This is a genomic window from Niallia laureatilytica (assembly GCF_046613985.1).
Classification (GTDB): domain Bacteria; phylum Bacillota; class Bacilli; order Bacillales; family Cytobacillaceae; genus Niallia.
On the sequence record NZ_JBKKHP010000002.1, the window covers coordinates 657,883 to 683,471 of the forward strand.

Consider the following 25,589-nt stretch of genomic DNA (forward strand, 5'->3'; position numbering starts at 1 on the left):
GGACAGTTCGATACTGCTGAATATCGACGAATTAGGAGGATTTGTCATGTTAGAATTTGATACAAATATAGATTCATTAGCTGTAATAAAAGTTATTGGTGTCGGTGGCGGCGGGAACAATGCTGTCAATCGAATGATTGAACATGGTGTTCAAGGAGTAGAGTTTATTGCAGTAAATACGGACGCACAAGCGTTGAACTTATCAAAAGCTGAAGTGAAAATGCAAATCGGTGGCAAACTGACAAGAGGTTTGGGTGCCGGTGCTAACCCTGAAGTGGGTAAAAAAGCTGCAGAGGAAAGCAAAGAACAAATCGAAGAGGCTCTAAAAGGAGCTGATATGGTATTTGTTACTGCAGGTATGGGAGGCGGAACAGGTACTGGTGCAGCACCTGTTATCGCACAAATCGCAAAAGACATCGGCGCATTAACAGTTGGTGTTGTAACAAGACCGTTCACATTTGAAGGCAGAAAGCGTTCAACACATGCAGCAAGCGGTATCTCTGCTCTTAAAGAAGCTGTAGATACTTTGATTGTCATCCCGAATGACCGCTTGCTTGAAATTGTGGATAAGAGCACTCCGATGCTTGAAGCATTCAGAGAAGCAGATAATGTACTCCGTCAAGGTGTACAAGGTATCTCTGACCTTATTGCAACACCAGGGTTAATCAACCTTGACTTCGCTGATGTGAAAACAATCATGGTTAACAAAGGATCTGCATTGATGGGAATCGGTGTTGCATCAGGAGAAAATCGCGCGGCAGAAGCAGCCAAAAAGGCAATTTCATCACCGTTGCTTGAAACATCTATCGATGGAGCGCAAGGTGTGTTAATGAACATTACGGGCGGATCTAACTTAAGCCTATATGAAGTTCAGGAAGCAGCTGACATTGTCGCTTCTGCATCTGACCAAGATGTTAACATGATCTTCGGTTCTGTTATTAACGAAAACTTAAAAGACGAAATTGTCGTAACAGTAATTGCAACTGGATTTAACCAAGATGCGATTCAAGTATCTGCTTCAAGGCCATCTTTAAATAGCATGAAGCCTTCAAGCAACCCTAGCAGCTCACGTGAAGTGAAACGCGAGGAAAATCCAAACAGTGCAAAAGAGCCTGTACGCGGAAACTCAATCCAAACAGGTGAAGATACATTGGATATACCAACATTCTTACGTAACAGAAATCGCAGAAGATAAAAAAAAGCGGGATAATTTCCCGCTTTTTTTTTTATGCTTTCATAGCCTGGGAAATAATTTCATTTTAAAAAAACTGAAAATTTACCATTAGAACAAACTTATAGCAGAAGGCAAGAAATAGTGACAAAATCTGTTGTTAATAGAGAAAATTTCTGATTTTTTGATTACAGGAAGTGACACACTTTCCTCAAGCAGTAGGTTATACTTTTTCGTAACAGATTAATAGAGTTAGATGAGCAAGCAATCATGCCATAAAACTTTAGGAAGGAGGCTCAAACTACTTGGCCGTTTATTTAGATGTCATATGGCTGCTAAATTTCTTGTTTGACAGCTTGCTGCTCTACTTGACAGCCATCATCTTAAAAAGAGACGTAAAGCTTTGGAGAGTGCTGTGCGGCGGCCTGATAGGATCGATAATCATTCTTTTGGCAGTTACTCCATACCACATCTATACAAGTCACCCGATTTCAAAGCTAGGCTTCTCTTGTGTGATGATTTTGACTGTTTTTGGCTTTAAAAGACTGCGCTATTATCTTAGTGGATTAATGACCTTTTATTTTGTCACCTTCCTGATTGGAGGGGTACTGATTGGCAGCCATTATTTTGTTCAGTTTGATTTTCAATTATCTTCTTCTGTTATGCTAGCTAGTGTTAAAGGTTTTGGTGATCCAATCAGCTGGCTGTTTGTATTGCTTGGCTTTCCAGCAGCCTGGCATTTTTCTAGAAAGAATGTAGAAAGCATTGAAATAACAAAAATCAAATATGAAGAGATTGTCCAAGTGAGCTTTCAAATAGCCGGCAAGGCTTTTACTTTAAAGGGGCTCGTTGACAGCGGCAACCAAGTATATGATCCAATTTCAAGAGTTCCCGTCATGTTTGTATCTATTAATGGAATGGGCGATGATCTGCCAGCTGAGTTATGTGAAATTGTTGATGACTCGGAAGCGATTATTCATGGGCAAAAGCAGCTAAGTGATGACTGGCAATACCGGATGCGCATTATCCCCTATAAGGTGATGGGGAAAGAGCATCAGCTCATGATTGCCATTAAGCCAGAACAGCTTGTCATTGAACAAAAAGATGACAAATATTTAGTGGAAAAAGGGCTGATTTCTTTTACAAGACAGCAGCTTTCATCAGATGATGCTTTTTCATGCATTGTGCATCCTAAAATGCTGACAGGCAAAAAAATCAATGTGGTAAACGAAGGAATGGTTAGTTAATATACTATACTCTTTTGATACATCATTTAGAAGGAGGACAATTATGAAAAAACTAAAGCTTCGCTTAACTTACTACTGGTATAAGCTATTAATGAAATTAGGTTTGAAAACAGATGAAGTTTTTTATATTGGCGGAAGCGAAGCATTGCCTCCACCGTTAAGCAAAGAAGAGGAAGAAGAACTACTTCTGAAGCTGCCAGAAGGTGATCAGGCAGCAAGATCGATTTTAATTGAACGTAATTTGCGTCTTGTTGTTTATATTGCCAGGAAATTTGAGAATACGGGCATCAATATTGAAGACTTAATTAGTATTGGAACCATCGGACTAATAAAGGCTGTCAATACTTTTAATCCTGAAAAGAAAATCAAGCTTGCTACATATGCATCAAGATGTATCGAGAATGAGATACTGATGTATTTGAGAAGAAACAATAAAATACGGTCAGAGGTTTCCTTCGATGAACCGCTGAATATTGACTGGGATGGCAATGAACTGCTGTTATCAGATGTAATGGGTACAGAGGAAGATATCATCACGAAAGACCTCGATGCAAGCGTCGATAAAAAACTGCTCATAAGGGCATTGCATCAGCTTTCTAAAAGAGAGAAGCAAATTATGGAGCTGCGCTTCGGCCTTGGAACAGGCGAAGAAAAGACGCAGAAGGATGTAGCAGATATGCTTGGCATTTCTCAGTCCTATATATCCAGATTGGAAAAAAGGATTATAAAAAGACTGCAAAAGGAATTTAATAAAATGGTGTAGAGTGATCTGTCAGCTAAACTTCAACTAACAAGGATGAATTAATTCTTCTTTCTTGTTAGAAAGTGCGGCTGGCATTTTTTGTCGAATAAAAAATTTTTTTGTGCGAATTATTATTGCAGAAAAACATTGTACTGATAGTTTTTTGAAGAGAAAACGGTAGTGAATTTGTATTAGGATGGAAAATCACTTATGCATATTTTTCCTTCTCAAGGAGATACTGTTTTTTGTACAGCAGCTCCTGTGAGGAGGGAAATAGATTGACTCGAAATAAAGTAGAAATTTGCGGTGTGGATACATCTAAGCTTCCAGTATTGAAAAACGAAGAAATGAGAGAGCTCTTCAAGCAAATGCATCAGGGAGATATTACCGCAAGAGAAAGTCTCGTTAATGGAAATCTCCGCCTTGTATTAAGTGTGATTCAAAGGTTCAACAATAGAGGCGAGTTTGTCGATGACTTATTTCAAGTTGGTTGTATCGGTCTAATGAAATCTATTGATAATTTTGATTTAAGTCAAAACGTAAAGTTTTCCACCTATGCTGTCCCGATGATAATTGGTGAAATTCGCCGTTACTTGCGTGACAATAACCCGATAAGGGTGTCCAGGTCCTTAAGGGATATAGCTTATAAAGCATTGCAAGTCAGAGAGCGATTAATGAGCAAGACATCAAAGGAACCAACAGCTGAGGAAATTGCAAAAGAGCTTGATATTCCCCATGAGGATATCGTCTTCGCATTGGATGCAATTCAAGATCCAGTCTCTCTTTTTGAGCCGATCTATAATGACGGTGGCGATCCAATCTATGTGATGGATCAATTGAGTGATGAGAAGAACAAGGATATACAATGGGTGGAAGAACTCGCCCTCAAAGAAGGAATGCGAAGATTGAACGATCGGGAAAAACTTATTTTAAGAAAGCGTTTTTTTCAAGGGAAAACGCAAATGGAAGTTGCTGATGAAATAGGTATCTCCCAAGCTCAAGTATCAAGACTGGAAAAGGCTGCTATTAAACAAATGAATAAAAATATCCAAAGCTAGTAGTGAGCTTGTACATGAGAACTGCCGAAAAAATGTTTCGGCAGTTTTTTTATGGGCAATTATCTCCCTGACGTACGAGAATTTGTACTAATTATCGTAATTGGCAACATATATTTTTATAAAGGCTATCCTTGCATTCAGTGATTATTATATAGGAGTGGGAGCAATGCTTAAAATTTCTGATTTTCAAATAAAAGATGTCGTCAATGTAGCGAATGGGAAAAAGCTTGGTAATATTGGAGATATAGATATTAATTTGCAGACAGGAAAGATTGAATCGATTATTATTGGCGGGCCAGGAAAGGTATTAGGATTCTTCAATAGAGAAGCAGATATTGTGATTCCATGGAGCAATATTTTAAAAATCGGAGAAGACGTAATCTTAGTTAAATATACAAAGTCGCTCGAGCTCACAGAAGTGGAAGAATAGGGCGAAATATTATTGGTTTTTTTATGACCAATGCACAAGTCTATGGTAAACTATAAAAAAAAGCTGAGGTTATAAAAAATGGAACCTTTCTTATTACATGAAAATGAATATTTTACCATTCAATCATGGTGTAAAGACTACCCGCAATTAGCAGCAGGATTCACTACAAAAAACGGCGGCACAAGCATTGGCCATCATAAAGGTTTAAATATGGCCTATCATGTTAATGATTCAAATGAGAAGGTAACAGCAAATCGCCAAATTGTCGCAAATAAACTCCATTTCCCGTTGAGAAATTGGGTTGGTTCTGAACAAACCCATAAGAACAACATTTGGGAAGTGACAAAAGCAGATGTAGGTAAAGGGGCGTGCGACTATGAAAGTGCATTGCCAGATACAGATGGCTTATTTACAATGGATGAAGGCATTTTATTGACCCTTTGCTATGCTGACTGTGTTCCGCTGTATTTCATCCACAGGAAAACGAAGGCGATCGGCATTGCCCATGCCGGCTGGCAAGGTACTGTTAAGAAAATTGCCAACAAAATGGTCGAGGTGTTCAAATCACACGGAATTGATTCGAGTGAAATTGAAGTAGCCATCGGTCCGTCCATAACTGACGAACAATACATAGTAGACGGGCGTGTCATAAACAGAGTTGAAGATGCGTTAGATAAAGATGATGATAAGCCATATGTGCTTGTCTCCCCGAATCAATATTCATTGAGTTTACAAAAGCTGAACAAACAGCTGTTAATAAAGGCAGGTATTCAGGAATCCAACATTTTGGTGACTGGCCTTTGCACAAGTGTTCAGGAGTCATACTTTTATTCCCACAGGCGAGATCAAGGGAAAACAGGAAGAATGATGAGCTTTATTGGCTGGAGAGAGGATGTTTAAAGTAAGATGCAAGTAAAGGTTAATTTGCAAGAAATTAGGGAAAAGATGAAATTGGCTTGTGAAAAAGTCAATAGATCTGTTGAAGATATCACCATTATCGCAGTGACAAAATATGTTACAATAGAAAGGGCAAAAGAGGCAGTAGAGGCAGGTGTGACCAATCTTGGCGAAAACCGGGAAGAAGGCTTGCTTGCCAAGCGTGAGGTGCTGATGGACGAGCCGGTTTGGCATTTTATCGGTTCCTTGCAAACGCGTAAGGTGAAGAGCATTATTGATCATGTGGATTATATCCATTCCTTGGACCGCTTATCTTTAGCCAAAGAAATTAATAAGCGTGCATCCAAAAAGATCAAGTGTTTTGTTCAGGTCAATGTATCGCAAGAAGAATCTAAGCACGGCATTGCCCCTGAGGAGACAATTGACTTCATCAAAAGCCTCGATGCATTTCCAAATATCGAAATAGTCGGCTTAATGACAATGGCGCCATTTACAGATAACGAAGAGTTTCTGCGCAGCTGCTTCCGTAACTTAAAAGCACTGCAAACAGAAGTTCAGAGCTTAAAAATCAGCAATGCCCCGTGCACGGAGCTTTCCATGGGAATGTCTAACGACTACTCGATTGCCATTGAAGAAGGTGCAACGATGATTCGTATCGGCACAGCACTCGTTGGCAGCGATAAATAGGAGGTTTAGAAATTGAGTATAAAGTCGAAAATAAAAACATTTTTTTTCTTAGAAGATGAAGATTATGAGGAAGAAGAGTATGAACAGGAGCAGGAGCCAGTGAGAAATCAACAGAGACAGCAGCCAACACAGTCCTATTTTCAACAGCAGCAACAACAGCAACAGCCTGTTCAGCAGCAAAAACAAAATGTTGTCAGCTTGCAAAGCGTGCAAAAGTCGTCCAAAGTATTTTTGGTTGAGCCAAGAGTTTATGCAGAAGCACAGGATATTGCGGACCAGTTAAAAAATAGACGTGCAGTTGTCGTGAACCTGCAAAGAATTGATAAAGAACAAGGAAAACGAATCGTCGATTTCTTAAGCGGAACTGTTTATGCAATCGGGGGAGACATCCAAAAAGTGGGTACAGATATCTTCCTATGCACACCGGATAATGTCGAAGTATCAGGGAACATCTCCCAAATACTTCAAGAAACTGAATTTGAAAATGCGAGGTGGTAATCTTAGATGGATTTGGTCTTTTTAATTATTTCAAGAGTACTAACTTATTACTCTTATGCGCTGATCATTTATATTTTCATGTCATGGATACCTAATGCAAGAGAAACTGGAATCGGAATCTTCCTTGCCCGTATTTGTGAACCGTATTTAGAGCAGTTCAGAAAGATAATTCCGCCAATCGGTATGATTGATATTTCTCCGATTGTGGCTATCTTTGTTTTGAATTTAGCAGGCAATGGTGTTAGACAGTTATTTCTATGGTTTTAAAATCAGGGCTTACATTAAGCCCTTTTTTCATGCAGTCATTTAGATACATCTATTAAAGGAGTTTGTAATATGTCGATATACCAGCATTTTCGGCCAGAGGAAAAGGAATTCATTGATCAAGTGCTTAATTGGCGTCAATATGTGGAGGATGCTTATGCGCCGAAACTGACAGATTTTTTAGATCCTCGCGAACAGAAGATTATTAATACAATTATTGGACAAAATGCAGATGTTTTAGTATCGTTTTCTGGCGGGACGAGAGCTGCTGAAAGAAAACGGGCATTTCTGTATCCTTCCTACTATGAAGTAGAGCAAGCGGACTTTCAGCTGTCCTTACAAAATATCGAGTATGCGAAAAAGTTTGTTACGATTGAGCATCCGCAAGTGCTTGGTAGTATTATGTCATTAGGATTATCGCGCAGTAAGTTTGGGGATATTCTCATTAAGGACGGCGATGTTCAGCTGATTGTAGGTAAAGAAGTAGAAGACTACATCCGCTTGCAGCTTGACTCTATCGGAAAAGCAAAGGTATCGTTACATCCAATTCCTTGGGAGAGGGCAATTGCTATAGAGGAAGAATGGGTTGAAACAAGCACAACACTTACCTCATTAAGGCTTGATGCAACGATTGCTGCTATTTACAATATTTCGAGACAAAAGGCCCAAGGCTACATTGCAGCAAGTCATGTGAAAGTAAACTGGGGTACTGTGGAAAACATCTCTTTTACTTGTGAAGAAGGAGATGTTATTTCCGTCAGAGGACATGGCAGGTCAATCATTAAATCACTCGAAGGTAAAACAAAAAAAGATAAATGGCGGATTGTTATCGGCAAATTAAAATAATCAGTCATTTGTTTTACAAACACTAATAATTTTCATGTCATTCCAAAATTCCATAGTTATTTATATATTATCTATGTTACAATATTTTCAACAGTATAATTTGTCTCACTTCCTGTTTTTTTGGCGTTTTCTCTTTGGAAATGCAGGAATACTAAAAAAGCTGTCGAAAAAAATACATAAGAAATTGAAGTTTGGGAGGTGGCATTATGCCATTAACACCGTTGGATATTCACAATAAGGAATTCAGCAAAGGATTTCGCGGTTATGATGAAGATGAAGTAAATGAGTTTTTAGACCAAATAATCAAGGACTATGAAAATATAATTCGTGAGAAAAAAGAACTAGATGCAAGACTTAGTGAATTAGATGATCGCATCGGGCACTACAATAATATAGAAGAAACATTAAATAAATCAATCGTTGTTGCTCAAGAGGCAGCTGAGGAAGTAAAGCGAAACGCTCAAAAAGAAGCAAAGCTGATCATTAAAGAAGCAGAAAAAAATGCTGACCGCATTATCAATGAATCACTTTCTAAAGCAAGAAAAATCGCATTGGAAATTGAAGAGTTAAAAAAGCAGTCAAAAGTGTTCCGCACACGCTTCAAAATGCTGATCGAAGCGCAGCTTGATATGCTGAACAACGATGATTGGGATCATTTGCTTGAATATGAGCTTGATGCATCAGAGCTTAACTCAACGAAATAATTGCAGAGAGCTTGACGAAGCATCTGTTAATAGCCTATAATTTGTACACAAAACAATATTCATGCGTACGTTGATAGGGACAGTACAATTACTGTTGGCTTATTTTAAGCGAGCTGGGGACGGTGGAAGCCTGGCATAAGCGGGAATTGGAATATCACCCTTGAGTCCTTTTCTGAAAGGCTTTTTAGTAAGAAAAGGCGGTTCATAACCGTTAAAAAATGCTTAAGTGGATAGTCTAACTATCTATAAGGGTGGTACCGCGGGAGAATAAACCTTCTCGTCCCTTTTTGGGATGAGGGGTTTTTTTATTTGTCTAAAAACCACAAGATACATCCCTAACGCATCAAAAAACCATGAATTTAGAACATTATTTGGAGGATTTTTAATGGAATATAAAGATACCTTGCTCATGCCGAAAACGGCTTTCCCGATGAGAGGAAACTTGCCAAACCGTGAGCCTGAAATTCAAGCAAAATGGAATGAAATGAATATTTATGAAAAAGTTCAAGAACGCACTAGCGGCCGTCCGCTTTATGTTTTGCATGACGGACCTCCTTATGCGAATGGAGATATCCATATTGGACATGCATTGAATAAAATTTTGAAGGATTTTATTGTGCGCTTTAAGTCGATGACTGGTTTCCAAGCACCATACGTTCCTGGCTGGGATACACATGGATTGCCGATTGAACAAGCTTTGACTAACAAAGGTGTTAAACGTAAGGAAATGACAATCGCTGAGTTCCGTAAGCTGTGTGAAGAATACGCTCTTGGCCAAATTGACAGCCAAAGAGAGCAATTCAAACGCCTAGGTGTACGGGCTGATTGGGAAAATCCATACATCACATTAAAGCCTGCATACGAAGCACAACAAATTAAAGTGTTCGGGGAAATGGCGAAAAAAGGCTATATTTATAAAGGTAAAAAGCCGGTTTATTGGTCTCCTACAAGTGAATCTGCTTTGGCAGAAGCGGAAATTGAATACCAGGACAAACAATCTCCATCCATCTATGTTGGCTTTAAAGTAAAGGATGGCAAGAATGTGCTTAGTGAAGATGTACAAATTGTGATTTGGACAACAACACCATGGACAATTCCTGCAAACCTTGGTATTTCTGTTCACCCTGACTTGACATATGTTGTAGTGGAAGAAAAAGGTAACAAGTATTTAGTTGCTAAAGACTTGCTAGAAGCAGTTAAAACAGAAGTGGCATGGGAAGAAGCAGCTATCATCCAAGAGGTTCAAGGTTCTGAATTGGAATACATTAAAGCACTTCATCCACTATATGACCGTGAATCATTAGTAATGCTTGGCGAGCATGTAACAACAGATGCAGGTACTGGCTGTGTTCATACTGCACCAGGACATGGTGAGGATGACTTCATTGTTGGTCAAAAGTATAATCTCGAAGTTCTTTGTCCAGTTGATGACAAAGGTGTTATGACAGACGAGGCGCCAGGATTTGAAGGTTTATTCTATGATAAAGCTAACAAGCCGATCACAGAAGCATTAGAAGAAGCGGGAGCGTTGTTGAAGCTGAAATTTATCACACACTCCTATCCGCATGACTGGAGAACGAAAAAACCGGTTATTTTCCGTGCGACAGCACAATGGTTTGCGTCTATTAAAGATTTCAGACAAGACTTGCTTAACGCAGTCCAAGAAACAAAATGGGTTCCGGCATGGGGAGAAACAAGATTATTCAATATGGTTCGCGACCGCGGTGACTGGTGTATTTCCAGACAGCGTGCATGGGGTGTTCCGATTCCGGTATTTTATGCTGAAAATGGTGACAGCATCATAACAGACGAAACAATCGAGCATATCTCTAACTTGTTTAGAGAGCATGGTTCAAATATCTGGTTTGAAAGAACTGCAAACGAACTTCTTCCAGAAGGCTTCACACATCCTGGCAGCCCGAATGGAAACTTTACAAAAGAAACAGATATCATGGATGTTTGGTTCGATTCTGGTTCTTCTCATCAATCTGTACTAGAAGAAAGAGAAGAATTGCAAAGACCTGCAGACCTTTACTTGGAAGGTTCTGACCAATATCGCGGGTGGTTTAACTCCTCCCTATCTACAGCTGTAGCTGTAACAGGCAAAGCGCCATATAAAGGTGTATTAAGCCATGGCTTCGTTTTAGACGGTGAAGGCAGAAAAATGAGTAAGTCTCTTGGAAACGTTATGGTTCCTTCAAAAGTAATGAATCAGCTTGGTGCTGATATCTTGCGTTTATGGGTAGCTTCTGTTGATTTCCAAGCAGACGTGCGTGTATCTGATGCTATCTTGAAGCAAGTAACAGAAGGTTACCGCAAAATCAGAAACACATTCCGTTTCTTACTTGGAAACCTTGCTGACTTCAACCCAGCAGAAAATGCTGTTGCGTATGAAAACTTGCGTGAAGTAGATCAGTATATGTTAGTGAAGCTGAATAATTTAATCAAAAATGTTACAGTATCCTATGATAAATTTGAGTTCTCAACTATTTACTCAGATATCAACAATTTCTGTACATTAGACTTGAGCTCCTTCTACCTTGATTTCTCAAAAGATGTCCTTTATATTGAAGCGGCAGATAATCATGAAAGAAGAGCTATTCAAACTGTATTGTATGAAAGCTTGATTGCATTAGTGAAATTGATGGCGCCGATTCTTCCGCACACAGCAGAAGAAGTTTGGGAGCATATCACATCTGTTAAAGAAGAAAGTGTGCAGCTGACAGACTTCCCAGAATATGTGGAATATGACAACGCACAAGCTTTAACAGAAAAATGGAGCAAGTTCCTAAACTTGCGCGATGACGTGTTGAAAGCTTTAGAAGAAGCCCGCAATCAAAAAGTAATCGGTAAATCACTTGCGGCGAAAGTTTCCCTGTATGTACGAGAAGATGCGAAAGAATTGCTGGATTCCATCGAAGAGAACTTGAAGCAGCTGTTCATCGTGTCAGGCTTTGAAATTGCTGGTAAGTTTGAGGAAGCTCCAGACAATGCGCTGAAATTAGAAAATACTGCTATTGTCGTTGCAAAAGCAGAAGGAGAAACATGTGATAGATGCTGGACAGTAACACTTGATGTTGGAACTGTTGAAGAACATCCAACATTATGTGCTCGCTGTGCAACAGTAGTACAAGAAAATTATTAATATGTTAACATTCCGGCGAAAGCCGGAATGTTTTTTTTGGTCAGTTTTCCCTTCAGCTAAAAAAAATTCCACCTCCGTAAATTGTTGTTATGCCTGTTAAATCTTAAGCCGGTTTTTGAACATCAATTTGGAAAAGCTATCTGTAACAACATAGAAACGGAGGAATTTAGCCATGAACCTTGATGTTGAAAAGCTTTATACAGAACTCCGTATGACACAAATAGAACTACAAGCCACACTTAGAGTGAAAAGATCTTCAAAAATAAACCACTATATTGAGGCAGAGCTGCTGGATGTGGAAGAATCAATGCGCAGGCTGGAAAATGGCCAATTCGGAACATGTGAAATTTCAGGAGAATTAATGCCTGCAGAATTATTGCAGCTTGTGCCCACCATCAAATCAAAAAAAGATTTGGAACAAATGCAAACCTACTACAGAAAGTCCTTGCACTAAAGAAAACTTACATTATTTGAAGGAACCCTTAGAAAAATAAGCTTCAAGACGGCACAAGCTATCGTTTTTAAGTAGTTTATGCTAAAATGCTAAAGGAGACTCGAGAATTGGAGGAAACTTTAGTGTTTTATTACATAATTGCACTTATAATCATTGCATTGGATCAATGGACAAAATGGCTTGTGGCAACGAAGATGGAACTTGGAGAAAGCATTACTGTCATTGAGAATTTCTTCTATATAACATCCCATCGCAACAGCGGTGCTGCTTGGGGGATTCTGGAAGGGCAAATGACATTCTTCTATATCATCACAGCAGTTGTTATTGTCGGCATCGTTTATTTCATCCAGAAAGGTGCAAAAGGCAAGTTGCTTTATGGAGTTTCCTTAGGCCTGATTCTTGGCGGGGCTATCGGAAACTTTATTGACCGCGTCAGACATCAGTATGTCGTGGACTTTGTAAATACGTATATCTTCAATTATGATTTTCCTATATTTAATATTGCAGACTCATCTTTAGTAATTGGTGTTATATTGCTTATCATTGTGATGCTAAAGGAGGAAAGAGAAGCAAAGAAGGAGAAAGAAAATGGAAAAAAGGGAACATATCATTCAGAGTGAACAAGTAAGTGAAAGAATAGATAAAATCGTTTCAACTATCAACAAAGAATGGTCGCGCACACAAGTGCAGCAATGGATTAAGGACGGCCATGTGACTGTGAACGGCAATGTGGTAAAGACAAAGTACAAAGGCATCTTGAATGATGTTGTTACAATTGAAATTCCAGAATTAACAGAGCTTGATGTTCTGCCAGAGGAAATGGATTTGGAAGTGTATTATGAGGACAGTGATGTCATTGTCGTCAACAAACCAAAAGGGATGGTTGTACATCCTGCCCCTGGTCATGTAACAGGAACACTTGTAAACGGCTTGATGGCCCATTGTAAAGATCTTTCTGGAATTAATGGTGTCATGCGTCCAGGGATTGTCCACCGCATTGACAAAGATACGTCCGGTCTATTAATGGTTGCCAAAAATGATGCAGCTCATGAAAGCCTTGTGAACCAGCTTGTTGCAAAAACAGTAACAAGAAAATATAAAGCACTTGTTCATGGAAGCATACCTCATGATTACGGAACAGTGGATGCACCGATTGGCAGAGACCCTAAAGACCGTCAAAAAATGGCAGTTGTTGATAACGGCAAGCATGCTGTCACTCATTTTCACGTATTAGAGCGCATCGGTGAGTATACATTCATTGAATGTCAGCTAGAAACAGGAAGAACGCACCAAATCCGCGTTCATATGAAATACATCGGTTTTCCGCTGGCAGGCGATCCTAAGTACGGACCGAAAAAAACGATCGACATCGGCGGCCAGGCGCTTCATGCTGGCATCCTTGGATTCGACCACCCAAGAACAGGTGAATATATTGAATTTGAAGCACCGCTTCCGAAAGATTTTGAAGAGTTGCTAGATAATATTAGAAATAATCGTTGACAAAATTCGAGCTTTATTATAAGATTAACTCAATTAAATAAGTCCTTTAAGTCAATCCTGTGAGGTTGAGAAGGTATCGGATTTGTTTCATTAGATAGCCATGAACGGCTATCGGTCTGTCCTCTCACTGAATAGGTGGGAGGATTTTTATTTTAAGAAAAAGGTGATGCAGATGTCACGTAAGGCACAAGTCCTTGATGACCAAGCGATTCGAAGAGCATTAACGAGAGTTGCGCACGAAATCATTGAAAAGAATAAAGGTATTGAGAACTGCGTATTAGTCGGTATTCGCACGAGAGGAATTTATATCGCAAACCGCCTTGCAGAAAAAATCTCGCAAATTGAAGGCAAAAGCATAACGGTTGGAGAATTGGATATTACATTATACCGTGATGACTTAAGCAAAAAGACAGAGAATCAAGAGCCGCTTGTTAAAGGTTCAGATATCCCTACAAGCATTGAGGACCTTAAGGTAATTCTTGTGGACGATGTCCTGTACACAGGAAGAACAGTCCGCGCAGCAATGGATGCCTTGATGGATGTGGGAAGACCTGGGTCGATACAGCTTGCAGTCCTTGTAGACAGAGGACACAGAGAGCTTCCGATTCGCGCTGATTATGTTGGCAAAAACATTCCGACTTCAAGCTCAGAAAAGATTGTAGTAGAGCTCGTAGAAGTTGATGGTCAAGATGAAGTAAATATATACGAAAATTAAATATAACCCTTTTTAAATGACAGTCCAGAGAGGCTTCAAAGGGGGAAATGGAATACAGGTGTGTTTTCACCTGTCCAAAAACCCCTTTTTGCCATGCGAAAAGGGGTTTTTTATTGGAATTGCGTATACTAACAACACGAACTAAGTACATGCACCATAGATGGAAAGAGGGAAAAATATGAATCAAACAAAGCCAATACTCGGCATAAAAGATAAACCAAATGCATCCCAATGGATTACATTAAGCTTACAGCACTTATTCGCCATGTTTGGATCAACTGTGTTAGTACCATACTTAATCGGCTTGAGTCCAGCAATTGCATTGATTTCAAGCGGACTGGGAACACTAGCTTTCCTCCTCATTACGAGATTTAAAGTTCCTGCCTATCTAGGCTCATCCTTTGCCTTTATCGCTCCAATGATTGCGGCACAAGAGCTTGGCGGACCTGGAGCTGCGATGATTGGAACCTTCATAGCAGGTCTTGTATACGGAATAGTCGCATTGATTATTAAAAAAGGTGGCTATCGCTGGATTATGAACTTGCTGCCGCCAATCGTTGTCGGACCAGTAATCATGGTAATCGGGCTTGCGCTTGCTGGAACAGCAGTCGGCCAGGCGATGTATGAAAATAACGGAACACCAGATCAAACTTACAGTCTCTTATATCTATCAGTAGCATTAGTAACATTGCTTGCGACGATATTATTCACGATTTTCGGTAAAGGAGTATTCAGCTTCATTCCGATTCTTGCAGGGATTATCGTTGGCTACGTTTACGCATTATTAGTAGGAGTTGTTGATTTCCAAGGTGTCATCGATGCTAAATGGCTTGCAATGCCAGAATTCATATTCCCATTCAGGGATTATGACCTTACGATAAACAGCGCCATCCTGGCATTGTTCGTGCCAGTCGCAGTTGTAACACTTGCAGAGCATATCGGTCATCAGCTTGTATTAAGCAAAGTTGTCGGTAAAGATTATATTAAAGACCCAGGACTTCACCGCAGTATTTTAGGTGATGGTACAGCAACCTTAATTTCCTCCTTAATGGGTGGACCGCCAAAAACAACTTACGGTGAAAACATCGGAGTATTAGCAATAACAAGAGTATATAGTGTATATGTTCTTGCGGGAGCAGCAGTATTTGCCATCCTGTTCGGATTCATCGGGAAGATTACAGCACTTATCCAATCGATTCCAACACCTGTAATGGGGGGAGTATCCATTCTGTTATTCGGAATCATCGCATCCTCTGGATTGAGAATTTTGGTAGATGCAAAAATGGACTTCTCGAAAAACAGAAATCTTGTGATTGCATCAGTAATTTTGGTTACTGGAATCGGTGGAGCTTCCATTCATATCGGTACAGACTTTAAACTAGAAGGAATGGCACTTGCAGCAATTCTAGGCATTATCTTAAACTATGTGCTTCCAGGAAGAGAAAAGTCCACAGACGACTTGTTCGAAGAAGAAGCAGTAAAAGAAACTAAATAGTTACACCTTTTAAACAAGTACAGAGAGACTTATAAGGGTGTTGAAGGTTAGGCGAAGGGATCCGCTTATTTAAGCAGGCTTAAATAAGGATCTTTAGCCAAGAACATTCAACTTTTAGCACCCATTTTTCAAAGATGGGTGCTTTTTTTGCCCGAAAAACATTGACGATAGCAGAAAAAGTCCATGAAGGAGGCAATAAATAATGGAAAACTTATTAACAACCTCGGAACTGACAGTGCTTGAAATAAAAGAAATACTGGAGGAAGCACAAGCCTTTGCAGAAGGGAAGGAGTGGAAGCCAGCCAAGCAGTTATTTTTAGCAAACCTGTTCTTTGAGCCTAGCACAAGAACGAAGTGCAGCTTTGAAGTAGCAGAAAGAAAGCTGGGTCTTGAAGTCATTCCTTTTGAAACGACTACTTCTAGCGTTGTTAAGGGAGAAACATTATATGATACCGTCCGGACATTGGAAAGCATCGGTGTGAACGGTGTTGTTATCCGCCATAACGAGGATAATTACTTTCAGGAACTAATCGGGAAAGTTAAGATTCCTGTTATCAATGCGGGAGACGGTTGCGGGAATCATCCGACACAATCCTTGCTTGATCTTCTGACAATCAAACAGGAATTTAAATCTTTCCATGGTTTGAAAATCAGCATCATCGGTGATATTCGCCACAGCCGTGTGGCTAGGTCGAATGCAGATGCGCTGACAAGGCTTGGTGCAAATGTAGTTTTCTCCGGGCCGAAAGAATGGTTTGATGACAGCATCCTGAAAGAAGCAAACTATGAGGATATTGATACTGCGATTGAAACCTCCGATGTTGTCATGCTGCTGCGTATTCAGCATGAACGGCATGAAAGCGGAGCCTCTTGGACAAAAGAAGATTATCATCAAATGTATGGTTTGACTACAGAAAGAGAAAGACGCATGAAGCCAGGCAGCATTATTATGCACCCTGCTCCTGTTAACAGGGATGTAGAAATTGCAGATGAGTTAGTAGAATGCGACCGGTCCAGAATTTTTAAACAAATGGAAAATGGAGTATTTATCCGCATGGCAGTATTAAAAAGATCTTTACAATCAGTTGAGGGAGGAAATGTACATGTCAATGATTATCAAAAATGGCCAGTTGCTTAATGAAAAAGGGGAAGTTATTACACAGGATATTCTCATTCAAGACGGAGTCATCGCTGAAATCGCTCCACAGATTAATACAGCAGCCGAAGAAGTGATTGATGCTAAGGGCAAGCTGGTAGCACCAGGTTTCATTGATGTCCATGTGCATTTGCGCGAGCCTGGCGGAGAGAAGAAGGAAACAATTGCGACCGGAACAATGGCTGCTGCTAGAGGCGGATTCACAACAATCGCCAATATGCCTAATACTCGTCCAGTCCCAGATACAGTCGAGAACTTTCAAAATTTAATGAATCGCATTAACGAAACAGCAAATGTTCATGTTCGTCCGTATGCATCCATTACAATCAGACAATTAGGTGCAGAGCTGACAGATTTTAAAGCTTTAAAGGAATTAGGAGCATTTGCATTCACAGATGATGGTGTTGGTATTCAAGAAGCAGGAAAAATGCTTGAAGCGATGAAGCTTGCAGCAAGCCTTGATATGGCCATTGTAGCTCATTGCGAAGACAACAGCCTTATAAATAAAGGGTCAGTTCATGAAGGGAAGTTTTCTAAAGAGAACAACCTAAATGGCATTCCATCTGTCTGTGAATCTGTACATATAGCAAGGGATATCTTGCTTGCAGAGGCAGCAGATTGTCACTACCACGTTTGCCATATCAGCACAAAGGAATCTGTCCGCGTAGTAAGAGACGCGAAGCGAGCAGGCATTAACGTAACAGCAGAAGTGTCACCGCATCATTTATTACTATGTGACGAGGACATCCCTAGCATCGACACAAACTATAAAATGAACCCGCCTTTAAGAGGAAAAGCAGACAGAGAAGCATTAATAGAAGGCTTGCTAGATGGAACAATAGATTTCATTGCAACAGATCATGCTCCGCATACAGCAGAAGAAAAAGCACAGCCAATTGAGTTAGCTCCATTTGGAATTGTCGGCTTGGAAACAGCATTTCCGCTTTTATATACACACTTTGTAAAAGAAGGCATCATGACCTTGCAGCAACTAGTCAGCTTTTTGACAAATAAACCGGCAGAAACATTTAAGCTGGAAGCAGGAACAATTGCAGTCGGCAAAACTGCAGATATTGTCATCGTAGATTTAGAAGATAAGGAGACTATCAATCCAGAAAACTTCTTATCTAAAGGGAAAAATACCCCGTTTGCAGGATGGGTTTGTCAAGGATGGCCTGAAACAACGATTGTGGCCGGAAAAATCGCTTGGAGAAAGGAAAGTGTACACGCATGAAAAAACAGCTGATTCTCGAAGATGGTACCGTATTTATCGGGCAAGGTTTTGGAGCAGATACTAATACTATTGGGGAGGTAGTCTTCAATACAGGTATGACAGGGTATCAGGAAATTTTGTCAGATCCATCATACTGCGGTCAAATTGTAACTTTAACATATCCATTAGTAGGCAACTATGGAATTAACCGAGATGATTTTGAATCAATCGCACCAGCAATTAACGGATTTATTGTGAAGGAAGTTTGTGATGCTCCGTCTAACTGGAGAAATGAGCTGTCATTGGATGAGTTTTTTAAACAAAAGAACATACCAGGACTTGCTGGGATTGATACAAGAAAATTAACAAGAATCATTCGTAAATACGGTACATTAAAAGGAGCAATCTGCAGCATGGAAGAGAATGTAGAAGATGTTATTAGACAGCTGCAATCTTCCGAGCTGCCGACAGACCAAGTACAGCAAGTGTCAACTAAAAAAGCATATCCAAGTCCAGGCAGAGGAAGCCGGGTCGTGCTAGTTGATTACGGCATGAAACATGGAATCTTAAGAGAGCTGAATCAGCGTGACTGTGATGTCATTGTTGTGCCTTATAATGCGACAGCTGAAGAAATTCTGTCTTTAAGTCCAGATGGTGTCATGCTGTCAAATGGACCTGGAGATCCAAAGGATGTTCCAGAGGCGATTGAAGCGATTAAGGGCATTATCGGCAAGGTTCCACTATTCGGTATATGCTTAGGCCATCAACTGTTTGCATTAGCAAGCGGCGCAAACACAGAGAAAATGAAGTTCGGACACAGAGGCTCTAACCACCCTGTAAAAGATTTGCTGACAGGCAAGGTTTCCTTAACTTCCCAAAACCACGGCTACACAGTGAATGAAGAATCTATTGAACAAACAGACTTAGAAATTACTCATTTAGCACTAAATGACGGGACGATTGAAGGATTGCAGCATAAACAGTATCCAGCATTCACCGTGCAATACCACCCAGAAGCTTCACCAGGACCAGAAGATGCGAACTATTTATTCGATCGATTCATGTCCATGATACTAACACAGAAAAAGGATGGTGCCGCATATGTCAAAGCGTAAAGATATTAACAGCATACTAGTTATAGGATCAGGTCCAATCATCATTGGTCAGGCAGCAGAATTTGACTATGCAGGAACACAAGCATGTATGGCCTTGAAAGAAGAAGGATATCGTGTCATCCTGGTCAATTCCAATCCGGCAACAATCATGACAGATACAGAAATGGCAGACAGTGTCTATATTGAACCACTGACACTAGAATTCGTAAGCAGAATTATCCGCAAGGAAAGACCTGATGCGATTCTGCCGACACTTGGCGGTCAAACAGGCTTAAATCTCGCTGTCGAACTATCAGAGGCTGGAGTTCTTGAAGAATGCGGCGTGGAAGTTCTCGGAACGAAGCTTTCTGCCATTCAGCAGGCAGAGGATAGAGACTTATTCCGCAACTTAATGAATGAACTTGGTGAGCCAGTTCCTGACAGTGAAATTATCCATAACATGGATGAAGCTAAAGCGTTTGTGGAACAAATCGGTTATCCAGTTATCGTTCGTCCTGCCTTTACATTAGGAGGAACTGGAGGCGGCATCTGTCATAATGATGATGACCTGAACGAAATCGTGACAAGCGGTTTGAAAAACAGCCCGGTTACACAATGTCTGTTGGAAAAAAGCATTGCCGGATTTAAGGAAATCGAATATGAAGTAATGCGCGACAGTAATGATAATGCAATCGTAGTCTGCAACATGGAAAATATTGATCCTGTCGGCATTCATACTGGGGATAGCATCGTAGTTGCACCAAGCCAAACATTAAGCGATAGAGAATACCAGATGCTGCGAAACACATCATTAAAGATTATTCGTGCACTAAAAATCGAGGGTGGATGTAATGTGCAGCTGGCACTGGATCCAGACAGCTTCCAGTACTATATTATCGAGGTAAATCCAAGGGTAAGCCGTTCGTCCGCTCTTGCCAGCAAAGCAACCGGCTATCCAATCGCGAAGCTTGCTGCTAAAATCGCTGTTGGCTTAACATTGGATGAGATGATGAACCCAGTAACAGGAAAAACATATGCAAGCTTTGAGCCTGCACTCGACTATGTAGTAAGCAAAATCCCTCGCTTCCCGTTTGATAAATTTGAATCTGCTAAAAGAAATCTAGGCACGCAAATGAAAGCGACTGGCGAGGTTATGGCGATTGGCAGAACATTTGAGGAATCGCTTCTTAAAGCAATCCGTTCATTGGAAGCAAAGGTTTACCACTTTGCATTGAATTCTGGCGAAAAAGTTAGTGATGAACTTCTGGAAAAAAGAATTCGAGTTGCAGGTGACGAAAGATTATTCTATGTAGCAGAAGCATTAAACAGAGGCGTTTCCATTGAAACAATCCATGACTGGAGCAAAATAGACTTATTCTTCCTGCATAAATTAGAAGGTATTATCAAGTTGGAAAGACAGCTTGCAGAACATCCGTTTGATTTGGAATATGCAAAAATCGCTAAAGAAAAGGGCTTTGCTGATATACAGCTTGCAAAATTATGGAATACGACTGAACTTGAGGTGTACAACTGGAGAAAAGACAACAAGCTTGTGCCAGTTTACAAGATGGTTGATACATGTGCAGCTGAATTTGAATCCGAAACACCATACTACTATGGCACCTATGAGGATGAGAATGAATCTGTCGTAACAAACAAAAAAAGCATCGTCGTATTAGGATCTGGTCCAATCCGAATCGGACAAGGAATCGAGTTCGACTATGCAACAGTCCATTCTGTCTGGGCAATCAAAGAAGCAGGCTATGAAGCGATTATTATCAATAATAACCCAGAAACTGTGTCTACAGATTTCAGCGTTTCTGACAAACTGTATTTTGAGCCACTGACAATTGAAGATGTTATGCATATCATCGACTTAGAAAAACCAGAAGGTGTAGTTGTGCAATTCGGCGGACAAACAGCAATCAACTTAGCTTCAGAGCTGGCAAACAGAGGAGTTAAGATTCTTGGAACTTCCTTAGAAGATTTAGATAGAGCAGAAGACAGAGATAAATTCGAATCCAGCCTGCACGCATTAGGCATTCCACAGCCTGAAGGAAAAACGGCATTGACAGTAGAGGAAGCAGTAAAAGTAGCAGACTCTATCGGGTATCCGGTGCTTGTGCGCCCATCCTATGTGCTGGGTGGAAGAGCAATGCAGATTGTATATAAAGAAGAAGAGCTGATTCCATATATGGAAAAAGCGGTAGAGGCAAGTCCAGGACAGCCGATTTTGATTGACCGCTACCTAACTGGTAAGGAAATTGAAGTAGATGCAATCTGTGATGGGGAAGATGTAGTGATTCCAGGCATCATGGAGCATATTGAAAGAGCAGGGGTTCACTCAGGTGATTCTATCGCGGTCTATCCGCCGCAAAGCTTATCAGCGGAAATTAAACAAACATTGATTGAGTATACAACGAAACTAGCAAAAGGATTAAATATCGTAGGGCTTTTAAATATCCAGTATGTTGTTTCAAAAGGCGAAGTGTTTGTACTGGAAGTTAACCCGCGCTCAAGCAGAACGGTTCCTTTCTTGAGCAAAATCACAAATGTGCCAATGGCAAAAATCGCTACAAAGGTGATTCTGGGCAACAGCTTGAAAGCGCAAGGTTATACATCCGGGCTTGTTGAAGAAAAGCAGGGCGTATTTGTTAAAGTTCCAGTCTTCTCGTTTGCGAAGCTGCGCCGTGTGGACATAACGCTTGGACCTGAGATGAAATCAACTGGAGAAGTAATGGGTAAAGACATTACTTTGGAGAAAGCTTTATATAAAGGATTGATTGCTTCTGGCATGAAAATCCAGACATTTGGAACAGTTTTGCTTACAATCGGTGATAAGGACAAGGAAGAAGCATTGCTGCTTGCGAAGCGTTTCGTCAATATTGGATACAGCTTAATGGCAACTAGCGGAACAGCAGAGTTTTTGCAGGACAATAATATTCCAGTCAAAGTGGTGGATAAAATCGGCGGCGAAGGCACGACATTGATTGATGTCATCCGCGATGGACAGGCGCAATTTGTGATCAACACATTCTCTAAAGGAAGCCAGCCAGCTCGCGATGGTTTCAGAATAAGAAGGGAATCAGTTGAAAATGGAATTCCATGCCTAACCTCTCTTGATACAGCAGAAGCAATTCTGCGAGTTGTAGAATCAATGACATTCTCTGCTGAAGCGATGACACCAGCAGGCAAGCAATGGGAGGCGGTCCTTGCATGATCAAAAATGAAAAATGCACCGTGATTTCACACAAGGAAATAGCAGAAAACATTATGGAGCTCACCTTAAAAGGTGAGCTTGTTCATGAAATGAGCGCGCCAGGCCAGTTTGTACACATTAAGGTCGCAGACGGCTTTGATCCTTTATTAAGAAGACCTATAAGCATATGTAATATCAATCACGAAGAGAATACCTTCACAATGATATACAGAGCGGAAGGAAAGGGGACGAAGCTGCTTGCACAAAGAAAAGAGCAGGAGCTGATCGATGTCCTTGGCCCTCTTGGGAATGGCTTTCCTGTAGATGGAGCTAAACGAGGAGAAACCGCTTTGCTTGTTGGAGGCGGAATCGGTGTTCCGCCATTATACGAGCTTGCCCAACAATTGACAGCAAAAGGAGTAAATGTCGTCATTGTCCTTGGATTCCAAACAGCTTCAGCAGCTTTCTATGAACAGAAATTTGCTGCAATGGGAGCGACTTTTGTAGCAACAGTGGACGGAACAATGGGTGTAAAAGGGTTTGTTACAGATGTAATTACACAAGAAGATATCCAGTATGATGTTCTTTATTCATGCGGGCCGACACCAATGCTAAGAAATCTGGAGAAAAACTTTGCTAAAGAAAGAGCCTATATTTCTTTAGAAGAACGAATGGGCTGCGGCATTGGCGCATGCTTTGCATGTGTGTGTCATACGAAAGAAGACCCAACAGGCATCTCCTACAAAAAGATTTGCACAGACGGACCAGTATTCAAAGCAGGGGAGGTAGTAATATGAACAGATTGAATGTCGAGCTTCCAGGCTTGAGTTTAAAAAATCCAATTATGCCTGCATCAGGCTGCTTCGGATTCGGGCGGGAATACAGCAATCTTTATGACCTGAGCAAATTAGGCGCAATAATGATTAAGGCGACAACGGTAGAGCCAAGATTCGGAAATCCGACACCGCGTGTTGCAGAAACTAACTCTGGAATGCTGAATGCAATCGGTCTGCAAAACCCTGGCTTAAAAAAGGTAATGGGCGAAGAGCTGCCGTGGTTAAGTGGCTATGATGTGCCGATTATCGCAAATGTGGCAGGATCGTCTGAAGAGGATTATATAGAGGTCGCAAGAGAAATATCAAAGGCGCCAAATGTGGCAGCATTGGAGCTTAATATATCTTGTCCAAATGTTAAGACTGGGGGCATTGCCTTTGGTACCATTCCAGAAGTGGCAAAAAGCTTGACGAAAAAGGTGAAGGAAGTTTCGGGAAAACCTGTTTACGTAAAGCTGTCGCCTAACGTCACTAATATAGTGGAAATGGCAAAAGCGGTAGAAATGGGCGGTGCAGACGGCCTGACTATGATTAACACATTGCTAGGAATGCGCCTTGATTTAAAGACAGGCAATCCTATCCTTGCCAATAAATCAGGAGGATTATCAGGACCTGCCATTAAGCCTGTTGCTATTCGCATGATTTATGAAGTGAGCCAGCATGTAAAGCTCCCGATTATCGGCATGGGCGGGGTTTCCAGTGCAGAAGATGTTCTTGAATTCTTCTATGCTGGCGCAAGTGCTGTTGCAGTCGGCACAGCAAACTTTGTAGACCCATTCATCTGTCCTAATATCATTGAGGACCTGCCGGCATTACTGGACAAATACGGAATAGACCACATCTCAGAATGTACAGGAAGGAGCTGGGGAAAGAATGAACAACTCACTTATCATCGCGCTTGATTTTCCCGACAAAACAGAGGTTTTCCGCTTTTTAGACCGCTTTAACGAGGAAAAGCTGTTTGTTAAAGTAGGCATGGAGCTTTTCTATCAAGAAGGGCCGAATATCGTACGAGAATTAAAGGAACAAGGCCATCAAGTGTTCCTTGACTTAAAACTCCATGATATACCAAATACAGTGAAGAGCGCGATGCGCAATATCGCAGGACTGGGTGCAGATCTTGTCAATGTCCATGCAGCAGGAGGAATCCGCATGATGGAAAGCGCTCTTGAAGGCCTCGAGGCTGGAACAACTGCAGGACAAAAAAGACCATACGCAATAGCTGTAACACAACTCACAAGTACTTCACAGGAAGAAATGCAAACATGGCAGCAAATAAAGCTTCCATTGCATGAATCTGTTGCTCAATATGCGGCGATTACAAAACAAGCAGGCATGGACGGTGTCGTTTGTTCGCCCCTTGAAGCGAGCATGATCAGAGAACAACTTGGAGCAGACTTTTTGACAGTAACACCAGGCATCCGATTGGCACAAGCTGATGTTCAAGACCAGGTGCGTGTGGCCACACCACACTCAGCTAAAGAATCAGGGGTATCGGCCATTGTTGTCGGCAGACCAATTACACGCGCACAAGATCCGTATGCAAGCTATCAATTGTTCAAAACAGAATGGGAAGGTGTAACATTATGAAAGAAAGAATTGCAGAACAGCTACTAAAAATAAAAGCGGTATTTTTACAGCCTAATGATCCATTTACATGGTCTTCAGGATTAAAATCACCAATTTATTGTGATAACCGTTTAACATTGTCTTATCCAGAAGTACGTAAAGAAATCGCTCAAGGATTGGCAGAGTTAATTAAAGAAAACTTCCCTGAAACAGAGATAGTGGCAGGAACAGCTACTGCTGGCATTCCTCATGCTGCATGGGTAAGTGATGTGCTTGATTTGCCGATGGCATACGTCCGTTCAAAGGCAAAGGAACATGGCAAAGGCAACCAAATTGAAGGAAAAGCAGAAAAAGGCCAAAAGGTCGTTGTGGTAGAAGACTTAATTTCGACAGGAGGCAGTGTAATTACTGCTGTAAACAGTCTGCGTGAGGCCGGCTGTGAGGTGCTCGGAGTTGTATCGATCTTTACATACGAGCTGCCAAAAGGAAAAGAACTGTTGAAGGATGCAAATATAGAAAGCCATTCTTTAACTGGTTATACAGCGCTTCTGCATGTGGCACAGCAACATGGCTACATTAAGGAAAGTGATGTTGCAAGCCTGCAGGCATGGAAGGAAAACCCTGCTGAATGGGGCAAGTAAACAAAAGGAGGATAATCCCGGCTTAACCCGG

25 protein-coding genes and 1 other annotated feature are annotated in these 25,589 nt (G+C 40.9%); all 25 genes read left to right on the forward strand.

Annotation, left to right across the window (positions count from 1 at the left end; genetic code table 11):
• The first annotated feature begins 46 nt into the window (after nucleotides 1-46).
• The 25 genes from ftsZ (at nucleotide 47) to pyrE (ending at nucleotide 25,558) form a co-directional block, all read left to right on the forward strand.
• Nucleotides 47-1,195, forward strand: coding sequence for a cell division protein FtsZ (ftsZ, locus tag ACLIJJ_RS08350; RefSeq protein WP_233314489.1), 1,149 nt, complete (start codon nucleotides 47-49; stop codon nucleotides 1,193-1,195).
• A gap of 281 nt (nucleotides 1,196-1,476) precedes the next feature.
• Nucleotides 1,477-2,418 (forward strand): sigma-E processing peptidase SpoIIGA, encoded by a 942-nt coding sequence (gene spoIIGA / locus ACLIJJ_RS08355; RefSeq protein ID WP_233314488.1) that lies wholly within the window; start codon nucleotides 1,477-1,479, stop codon nucleotides 2,416-2,418.
• Between the two features lie 43 nt (nucleotides 2,419-2,461).
• Nucleotides 2,462-3,181, forward strand: coding sequence for an RNA polymerase sporulation sigma factor SigE (gene sigE / locus ACLIJJ_RS08360; RefSeq protein WP_233314486.1), 720 nt, complete (start codon nucleotides 2,462-2,464; stop codon nucleotides 3,179-3,181).
• Nucleotides 3,182-3,438: 257 nt separating this feature from the next.
• The gene (sigG, locus tag ACLIJJ_RS08365) at nucleotides 3,439-4,218 is read left to right on the forward strand and encodes an RNA polymerase sporulation sigma factor SigG (protein WP_233314485.1); all 780 of its coding nucleotides are present in this window, start codon (nucleotides 3,439-3,441) and stop codon (nucleotides 4,216-4,218) included.
• A gap of 166 nt (nucleotides 4,219-4,384) precedes the next feature.
• Nucleotides 4,385-4,648, forward strand: a complete 264-nt coding sequence (locus ACLIJJ_RS08370; protein WP_233314484.1) for a YlmC/YmxH family sporulation protein — start codon at nucleotides 4,385-4,387, stop codon at nucleotides 4,646-4,648.
• Between the two features lie 78 nt (nucleotides 4,649-4,726).
• The gene (gene pgeF, locus ACLIJJ_RS08375) at nucleotides 4,727-5,548 is read left to right on the forward strand and encodes a peptidoglycan editing factor PgeF (protein ID WP_233314483.1); all 822 of its coding nucleotides are present in this window, start codon (nucleotides 4,727-4,729) and stop codon (nucleotides 5,546-5,548) included.
• A 6-nt stretch (nucleotides 5,549-5,554) separates the two neighbouring features.
• A complete protein-coding gene (locus ACLIJJ_RS08380) occupies nucleotides 5,555-6,232 on the forward strand; it encodes a YggS family pyridoxal phosphate-dependent enzyme (RefSeq protein WP_233314482.1) in 678 nt (225 codons plus the stop codon).
• A 12-nt stretch (nucleotides 6,233-6,244) separates the two neighbouring features.
• The gene (locus tag ACLIJJ_RS08385) at nucleotides 6,245-6,730 is read left to right on the forward strand and encodes a cell division protein SepF (RefSeq protein ID WP_233314480.1); all 486 of its coding nucleotides are present in this window, start codon (nucleotides 6,245-6,247) and stop codon (nucleotides 6,728-6,730) included.
• Between the two features lie 6 nt (nucleotides 6,731-6,736).
• Nucleotides 6,737-6,997, forward strand: a complete 261-nt coding sequence (locus tag ACLIJJ_RS08390; protein WP_233314478.1) for a YggT family protein — start codon at nucleotides 6,737-6,739, stop codon at nucleotides 6,995-6,997.
• Nucleotides 6,998-7,066: 69 nt separating this feature from the next.
• Entirely contained in the window at nucleotides 7,067-7,840 is a 774-nt protein-coding gene (locus ACLIJJ_RS08395; protein WP_411228471.1) for a YlmH family RNA-binding protein, read from the forward strand.
• A gap of 206 nt (nucleotides 7,841-8,046) precedes the next feature.
• Complete coding sequence (locus ACLIJJ_RS08400; protein ID WP_233314473.1) at nucleotides 8,047-8,544, forward strand: DivIVA domain-containing protein; 498 nt, start codon at nucleotides 8,047-8,049, stop codon at nucleotides 8,542-8,544.
• Nucleotides 8,545-8,605: 61 nt separating this feature from the next.
• Nucleotides 8,606-8,832: a binding site (T-box leader), on the forward strand.
• Nucleotides 8,833-8,929: 97 nt separating this feature from the next.
• Nucleotides 8,930-11,689 (forward strand): isoleucine--tRNA ligase, encoded by a 2,760-nt coding sequence (gene ileS / locus ACLIJJ_RS08405; protein WP_233314472.1) that lies wholly within the window; start codon nucleotides 8,930-8,932, stop codon nucleotides 11,687-11,689.
• Between the two features lie 172 nt (nucleotides 11,690-11,861).
• Nucleotides 11,862-12,143, forward strand: coding sequence for a hypothetical protein (locus ACLIJJ_RS08410; protein WP_233314471.1), 282 nt, complete (start codon nucleotides 11,862-11,864; stop codon nucleotides 12,141-12,143).
• An 86-nt stretch (nucleotides 12,144-12,229) separates the two neighbouring features.
• Nucleotides 12,230-12,763, forward strand: a complete 534-nt coding sequence (lspA, locus tag ACLIJJ_RS08415; RefSeq protein ID WP_245399854.1) for a signal peptidase II — start codon at nucleotides 12,230-12,232, stop codon at nucleotides 12,761-12,763.
• Entirely contained in the window at nucleotides 12,732-13,643 is a 912-nt protein-coding gene (locus ACLIJJ_RS08420) for an RluA family pseudouridine synthase (protein WP_233314470.1), read from the forward strand. The genes lspA and ACLIJJ_RS08420 overlap by 32 nt, the downstream gene beginning before the upstream one ends.
• Nucleotides 13,644-13,815: 172 nt before the next feature.
• Nucleotides 13,816-14,358, forward strand: a complete 543-nt coding sequence (gene pyrR / locus ACLIJJ_RS08425) for a bifunctional pyr operon transcriptional regulator/uracil phosphoribosyltransferase PyrR (protein WP_233314469.1) — start codon at nucleotides 13,816-13,818, stop codon at nucleotides 14,356-14,358.
• Nucleotides 14,359-14,536: 178 nt separating this feature from the next.
• Entirely contained in the window at nucleotides 14,537-15,853 is a 1,317-nt protein-coding gene (locus ACLIJJ_RS08430) for a solute carrier family 23 protein (protein WP_233314468.1), read from the forward strand.
• A gap of 202 nt (nucleotides 15,854-16,055) precedes the next feature.
• The gene (locus ACLIJJ_RS08435; RefSeq protein WP_233314466.1) at nucleotides 16,056-16,991 is read left to right on the forward strand and encodes an aspartate carbamoyltransferase catalytic subunit; all 936 of its coding nucleotides are present in this window, start codon (nucleotides 16,056-16,058) and stop codon (nucleotides 16,989-16,991) included.
• Nucleotides 16,957-18,243: a dihydroorotase gene (gene pyrC, locus ACLIJJ_RS08440; RefSeq protein WP_411228474.1), complete on the forward strand. Its 1,287-nt coding sequence runs from the start codon at nucleotides 16,957-16,959 to the stop codon at nucleotides 18,241-18,243. The genes ACLIJJ_RS08435 and pyrC overlap by 35 nt, the downstream gene beginning before the upstream one ends.
• Nucleotides 18,240-19,337: a carbamoyl phosphate synthase small subunit gene (locus ACLIJJ_RS08445; RefSeq protein ID WP_233314464.1), complete on the forward strand. Its 1,098-nt coding sequence runs from the start codon at nucleotides 18,240-18,242 to the stop codon at nucleotides 19,335-19,337. The genes pyrC and ACLIJJ_RS08445 overlap by 4 nt, the downstream gene beginning before the upstream one ends.
• A complete protein-coding gene (gene carB, locus ACLIJJ_RS08450) occupies nucleotides 19,324-22,536 on the forward strand; it encodes a carbamoyl-phosphate synthase large subunit (protein ID WP_233314463.1) in 3,213 nt (1,070 codons plus the stop codon). The genes ACLIJJ_RS08445 and carB overlap by 14 nt, the downstream gene beginning before the upstream one ends.
• A complete protein-coding gene (locus tag ACLIJJ_RS08455; protein WP_233314454.1) occupies nucleotides 22,533-23,312 on the forward strand; it encodes a dihydroorotate dehydrogenase electron transfer subunit in 780 nt (259 codons plus the stop codon). The genes carB and ACLIJJ_RS08455 overlap by 4 nt, the downstream gene beginning before the upstream one ends.
• Nucleotides 23,309-24,250 carry a dihydroorotate dehydrogenase gene (locus ACLIJJ_RS08460; protein ID WP_233314453.1) on the forward strand — a complete coding sequence of 314 codons (942 nt, stop codon included), beginning with the start codon at nucleotides 23,309-23,311 and terminating at the stop codon, nucleotides 24,248-24,250. The genes ACLIJJ_RS08455 and ACLIJJ_RS08460 overlap by 4 nt, the downstream gene beginning before the upstream one ends.
• Nucleotides 24,222-24,938 carry an orotidine-5'-phosphate decarboxylase gene (gene pyrF / locus ACLIJJ_RS08465; protein WP_233314452.1) on the forward strand — a complete coding sequence of 239 codons (717 nt, stop codon included), beginning with the start codon at nucleotides 24,222-24,224 and terminating at the stop codon, nucleotides 24,936-24,938. The genes ACLIJJ_RS08460 and pyrF overlap by 29 nt, the downstream gene beginning before the upstream one ends.
• Nucleotides 24,935-25,558, forward strand: a complete 624-nt coding sequence (gene pyrE / locus ACLIJJ_RS08470) for an orotate phosphoribosyltransferase (RefSeq protein WP_411410754.1) — start codon at nucleotides 24,935-24,937, stop codon at nucleotides 25,556-25,558. The genes pyrF and pyrE overlap by 4 nt, the downstream gene beginning before the upstream one ends.
• The last annotated feature ends 31 nt before the right edge of the window (nucleotides 25,559-25,589 follow it).

Bases quoted from the DNA above. Each gene is read 5' to 3' on its own strand.
- ftsZ (WP_233314489.1), top strand. From the start codon at position 47: ATGTTAGAATTTGATACAAATATAGATTCATTAGCTGTAATAAAAGTT.
- sigE (WP_233314486.1), top strand. From the start codon at position 2,462: ATGAAAAAACTAAAGCTTCGCTTAACTTACTACTGGTATAAGCTATTA.
- ACLIJJ_RS08370 (WP_233314484.1), top strand. From the start codon at position 4,385: ATGCTTAAAATTTCTGATTTTCAAATAAAAGATGTCGTCAATGTAGCG.
- pgeF (WP_233314483.1), top strand. From the start codon at position 4,727: ATGGAACCTTTCTTATTACATGAAAATGAATATTTTACCATTCAATCA.
- ACLIJJ_RS08380 (WP_233314482.1), top strand. From the start codon at position 5,555: ATGCAAGTAAAGGTTAATTTGCAAGAAATTAGGGAAAAGATGAAATTG.
- ACLIJJ_RS08390 (WP_233314478.1), top strand. From the start codon at position 6,737: ATGGATTTGGTCTTTTTAATTATTTCAAGAGTACTAACTTATTACTCT.
- ACLIJJ_RS08395 (WP_411228471.1), top strand. From the start codon at position 7,067: ATGTCGATATACCAGCATTTTCGGCCAGAGGAAAAGGAATTCATTGAT.
- ACLIJJ_RS08400 (WP_233314473.1), top strand. From the start codon at position 8,047: ATGCCATTAACACCGTTGGATATTCACAATAAGGAATTCAGCAAAGGA.
- ileS (WP_233314472.1), top strand. From the start codon at position 8,930: ATGGAATATAAAGATACCTTGCTCATGCCGAAAACGGCTTTCCCGATG.
- ACLIJJ_RS08410 (WP_233314471.1), top strand. From the start codon at position 11,862: ATGAACCTTGATGTTGAAAAGCTTTATACAGAACTCCGTATGACACAA.
- lspA (WP_245399854.1), top strand. From the start codon at position 12,230: ATGCTAAAGGAGACTCGAGAATTGGAGGAAACTTTAGTGTTTTATTAC.
- ACLIJJ_RS08420 (WP_233314470.1), top strand. From the start codon at position 12,732: ATGGAAAAAAGGGAACATATCATTCAGAGTGAACAAGTAAGTGAAAGA.
- pyrR (WP_233314469.1), top strand. From the start codon at position 13,816: ATGTCACGTAAGGCACAAGTCCTTGATGACCAAGCGATTCGAAGAGCA.
- ACLIJJ_RS08430 (WP_233314468.1), top strand. From the start codon at position 14,537: ATGAATCAAACAAAGCCAATACTCGGCATAAAAGATAAACCAAATGCA.
- ACLIJJ_RS08435 (WP_233314466.1), top strand. From the start codon at position 16,056: ATGGAAAACTTATTAACAACCTCGGAACTGACAGTGCTTGAAATAAAA.
- pyrC (WP_411228474.1), top strand. From the start codon at position 16,957: ATGTCAATGATTATCAAAAATGGCCAGTTGCTTAATGAAAAAGGGGAA.
- ACLIJJ_RS08445 (WP_233314464.1), top strand. From the start codon at position 18,240: ATGAAAAAACAGCTGATTCTCGAAGATGGTACCGTATTTATCGGGCAA.
- carB (WP_233314463.1), top strand. From the start codon at position 19,324: ATGTCAAAGCGTAAAGATATTAACAGCATACTAGTTATAGGATCAGGT.
- ACLIJJ_RS08455 (WP_233314454.1), top strand. From the start codon at position 22,533: ATGATCAAAAATGAAAAATGCACCGTGATTTCACACAAGGAAATAGCA.
- ACLIJJ_RS08460 (WP_233314453.1), top strand. From the start codon at position 23,309: ATGAACAGATTGAATGTCGAGCTTCCAGGCTTGAGTTTAAAAAATCCA.
- pyrF (WP_233314452.1), top strand. From the start codon at position 24,222: ATGAACAACTCACTTATCATCGCGCTTGATTTTCCCGACAAAACAGAG.
- pyrE (WP_411410754.1), top strand. From the start codon at position 24,935: ATGAAAGAAAGAATTGCAGAACAGCTACTAAAAATAAAAGCGGTATTT.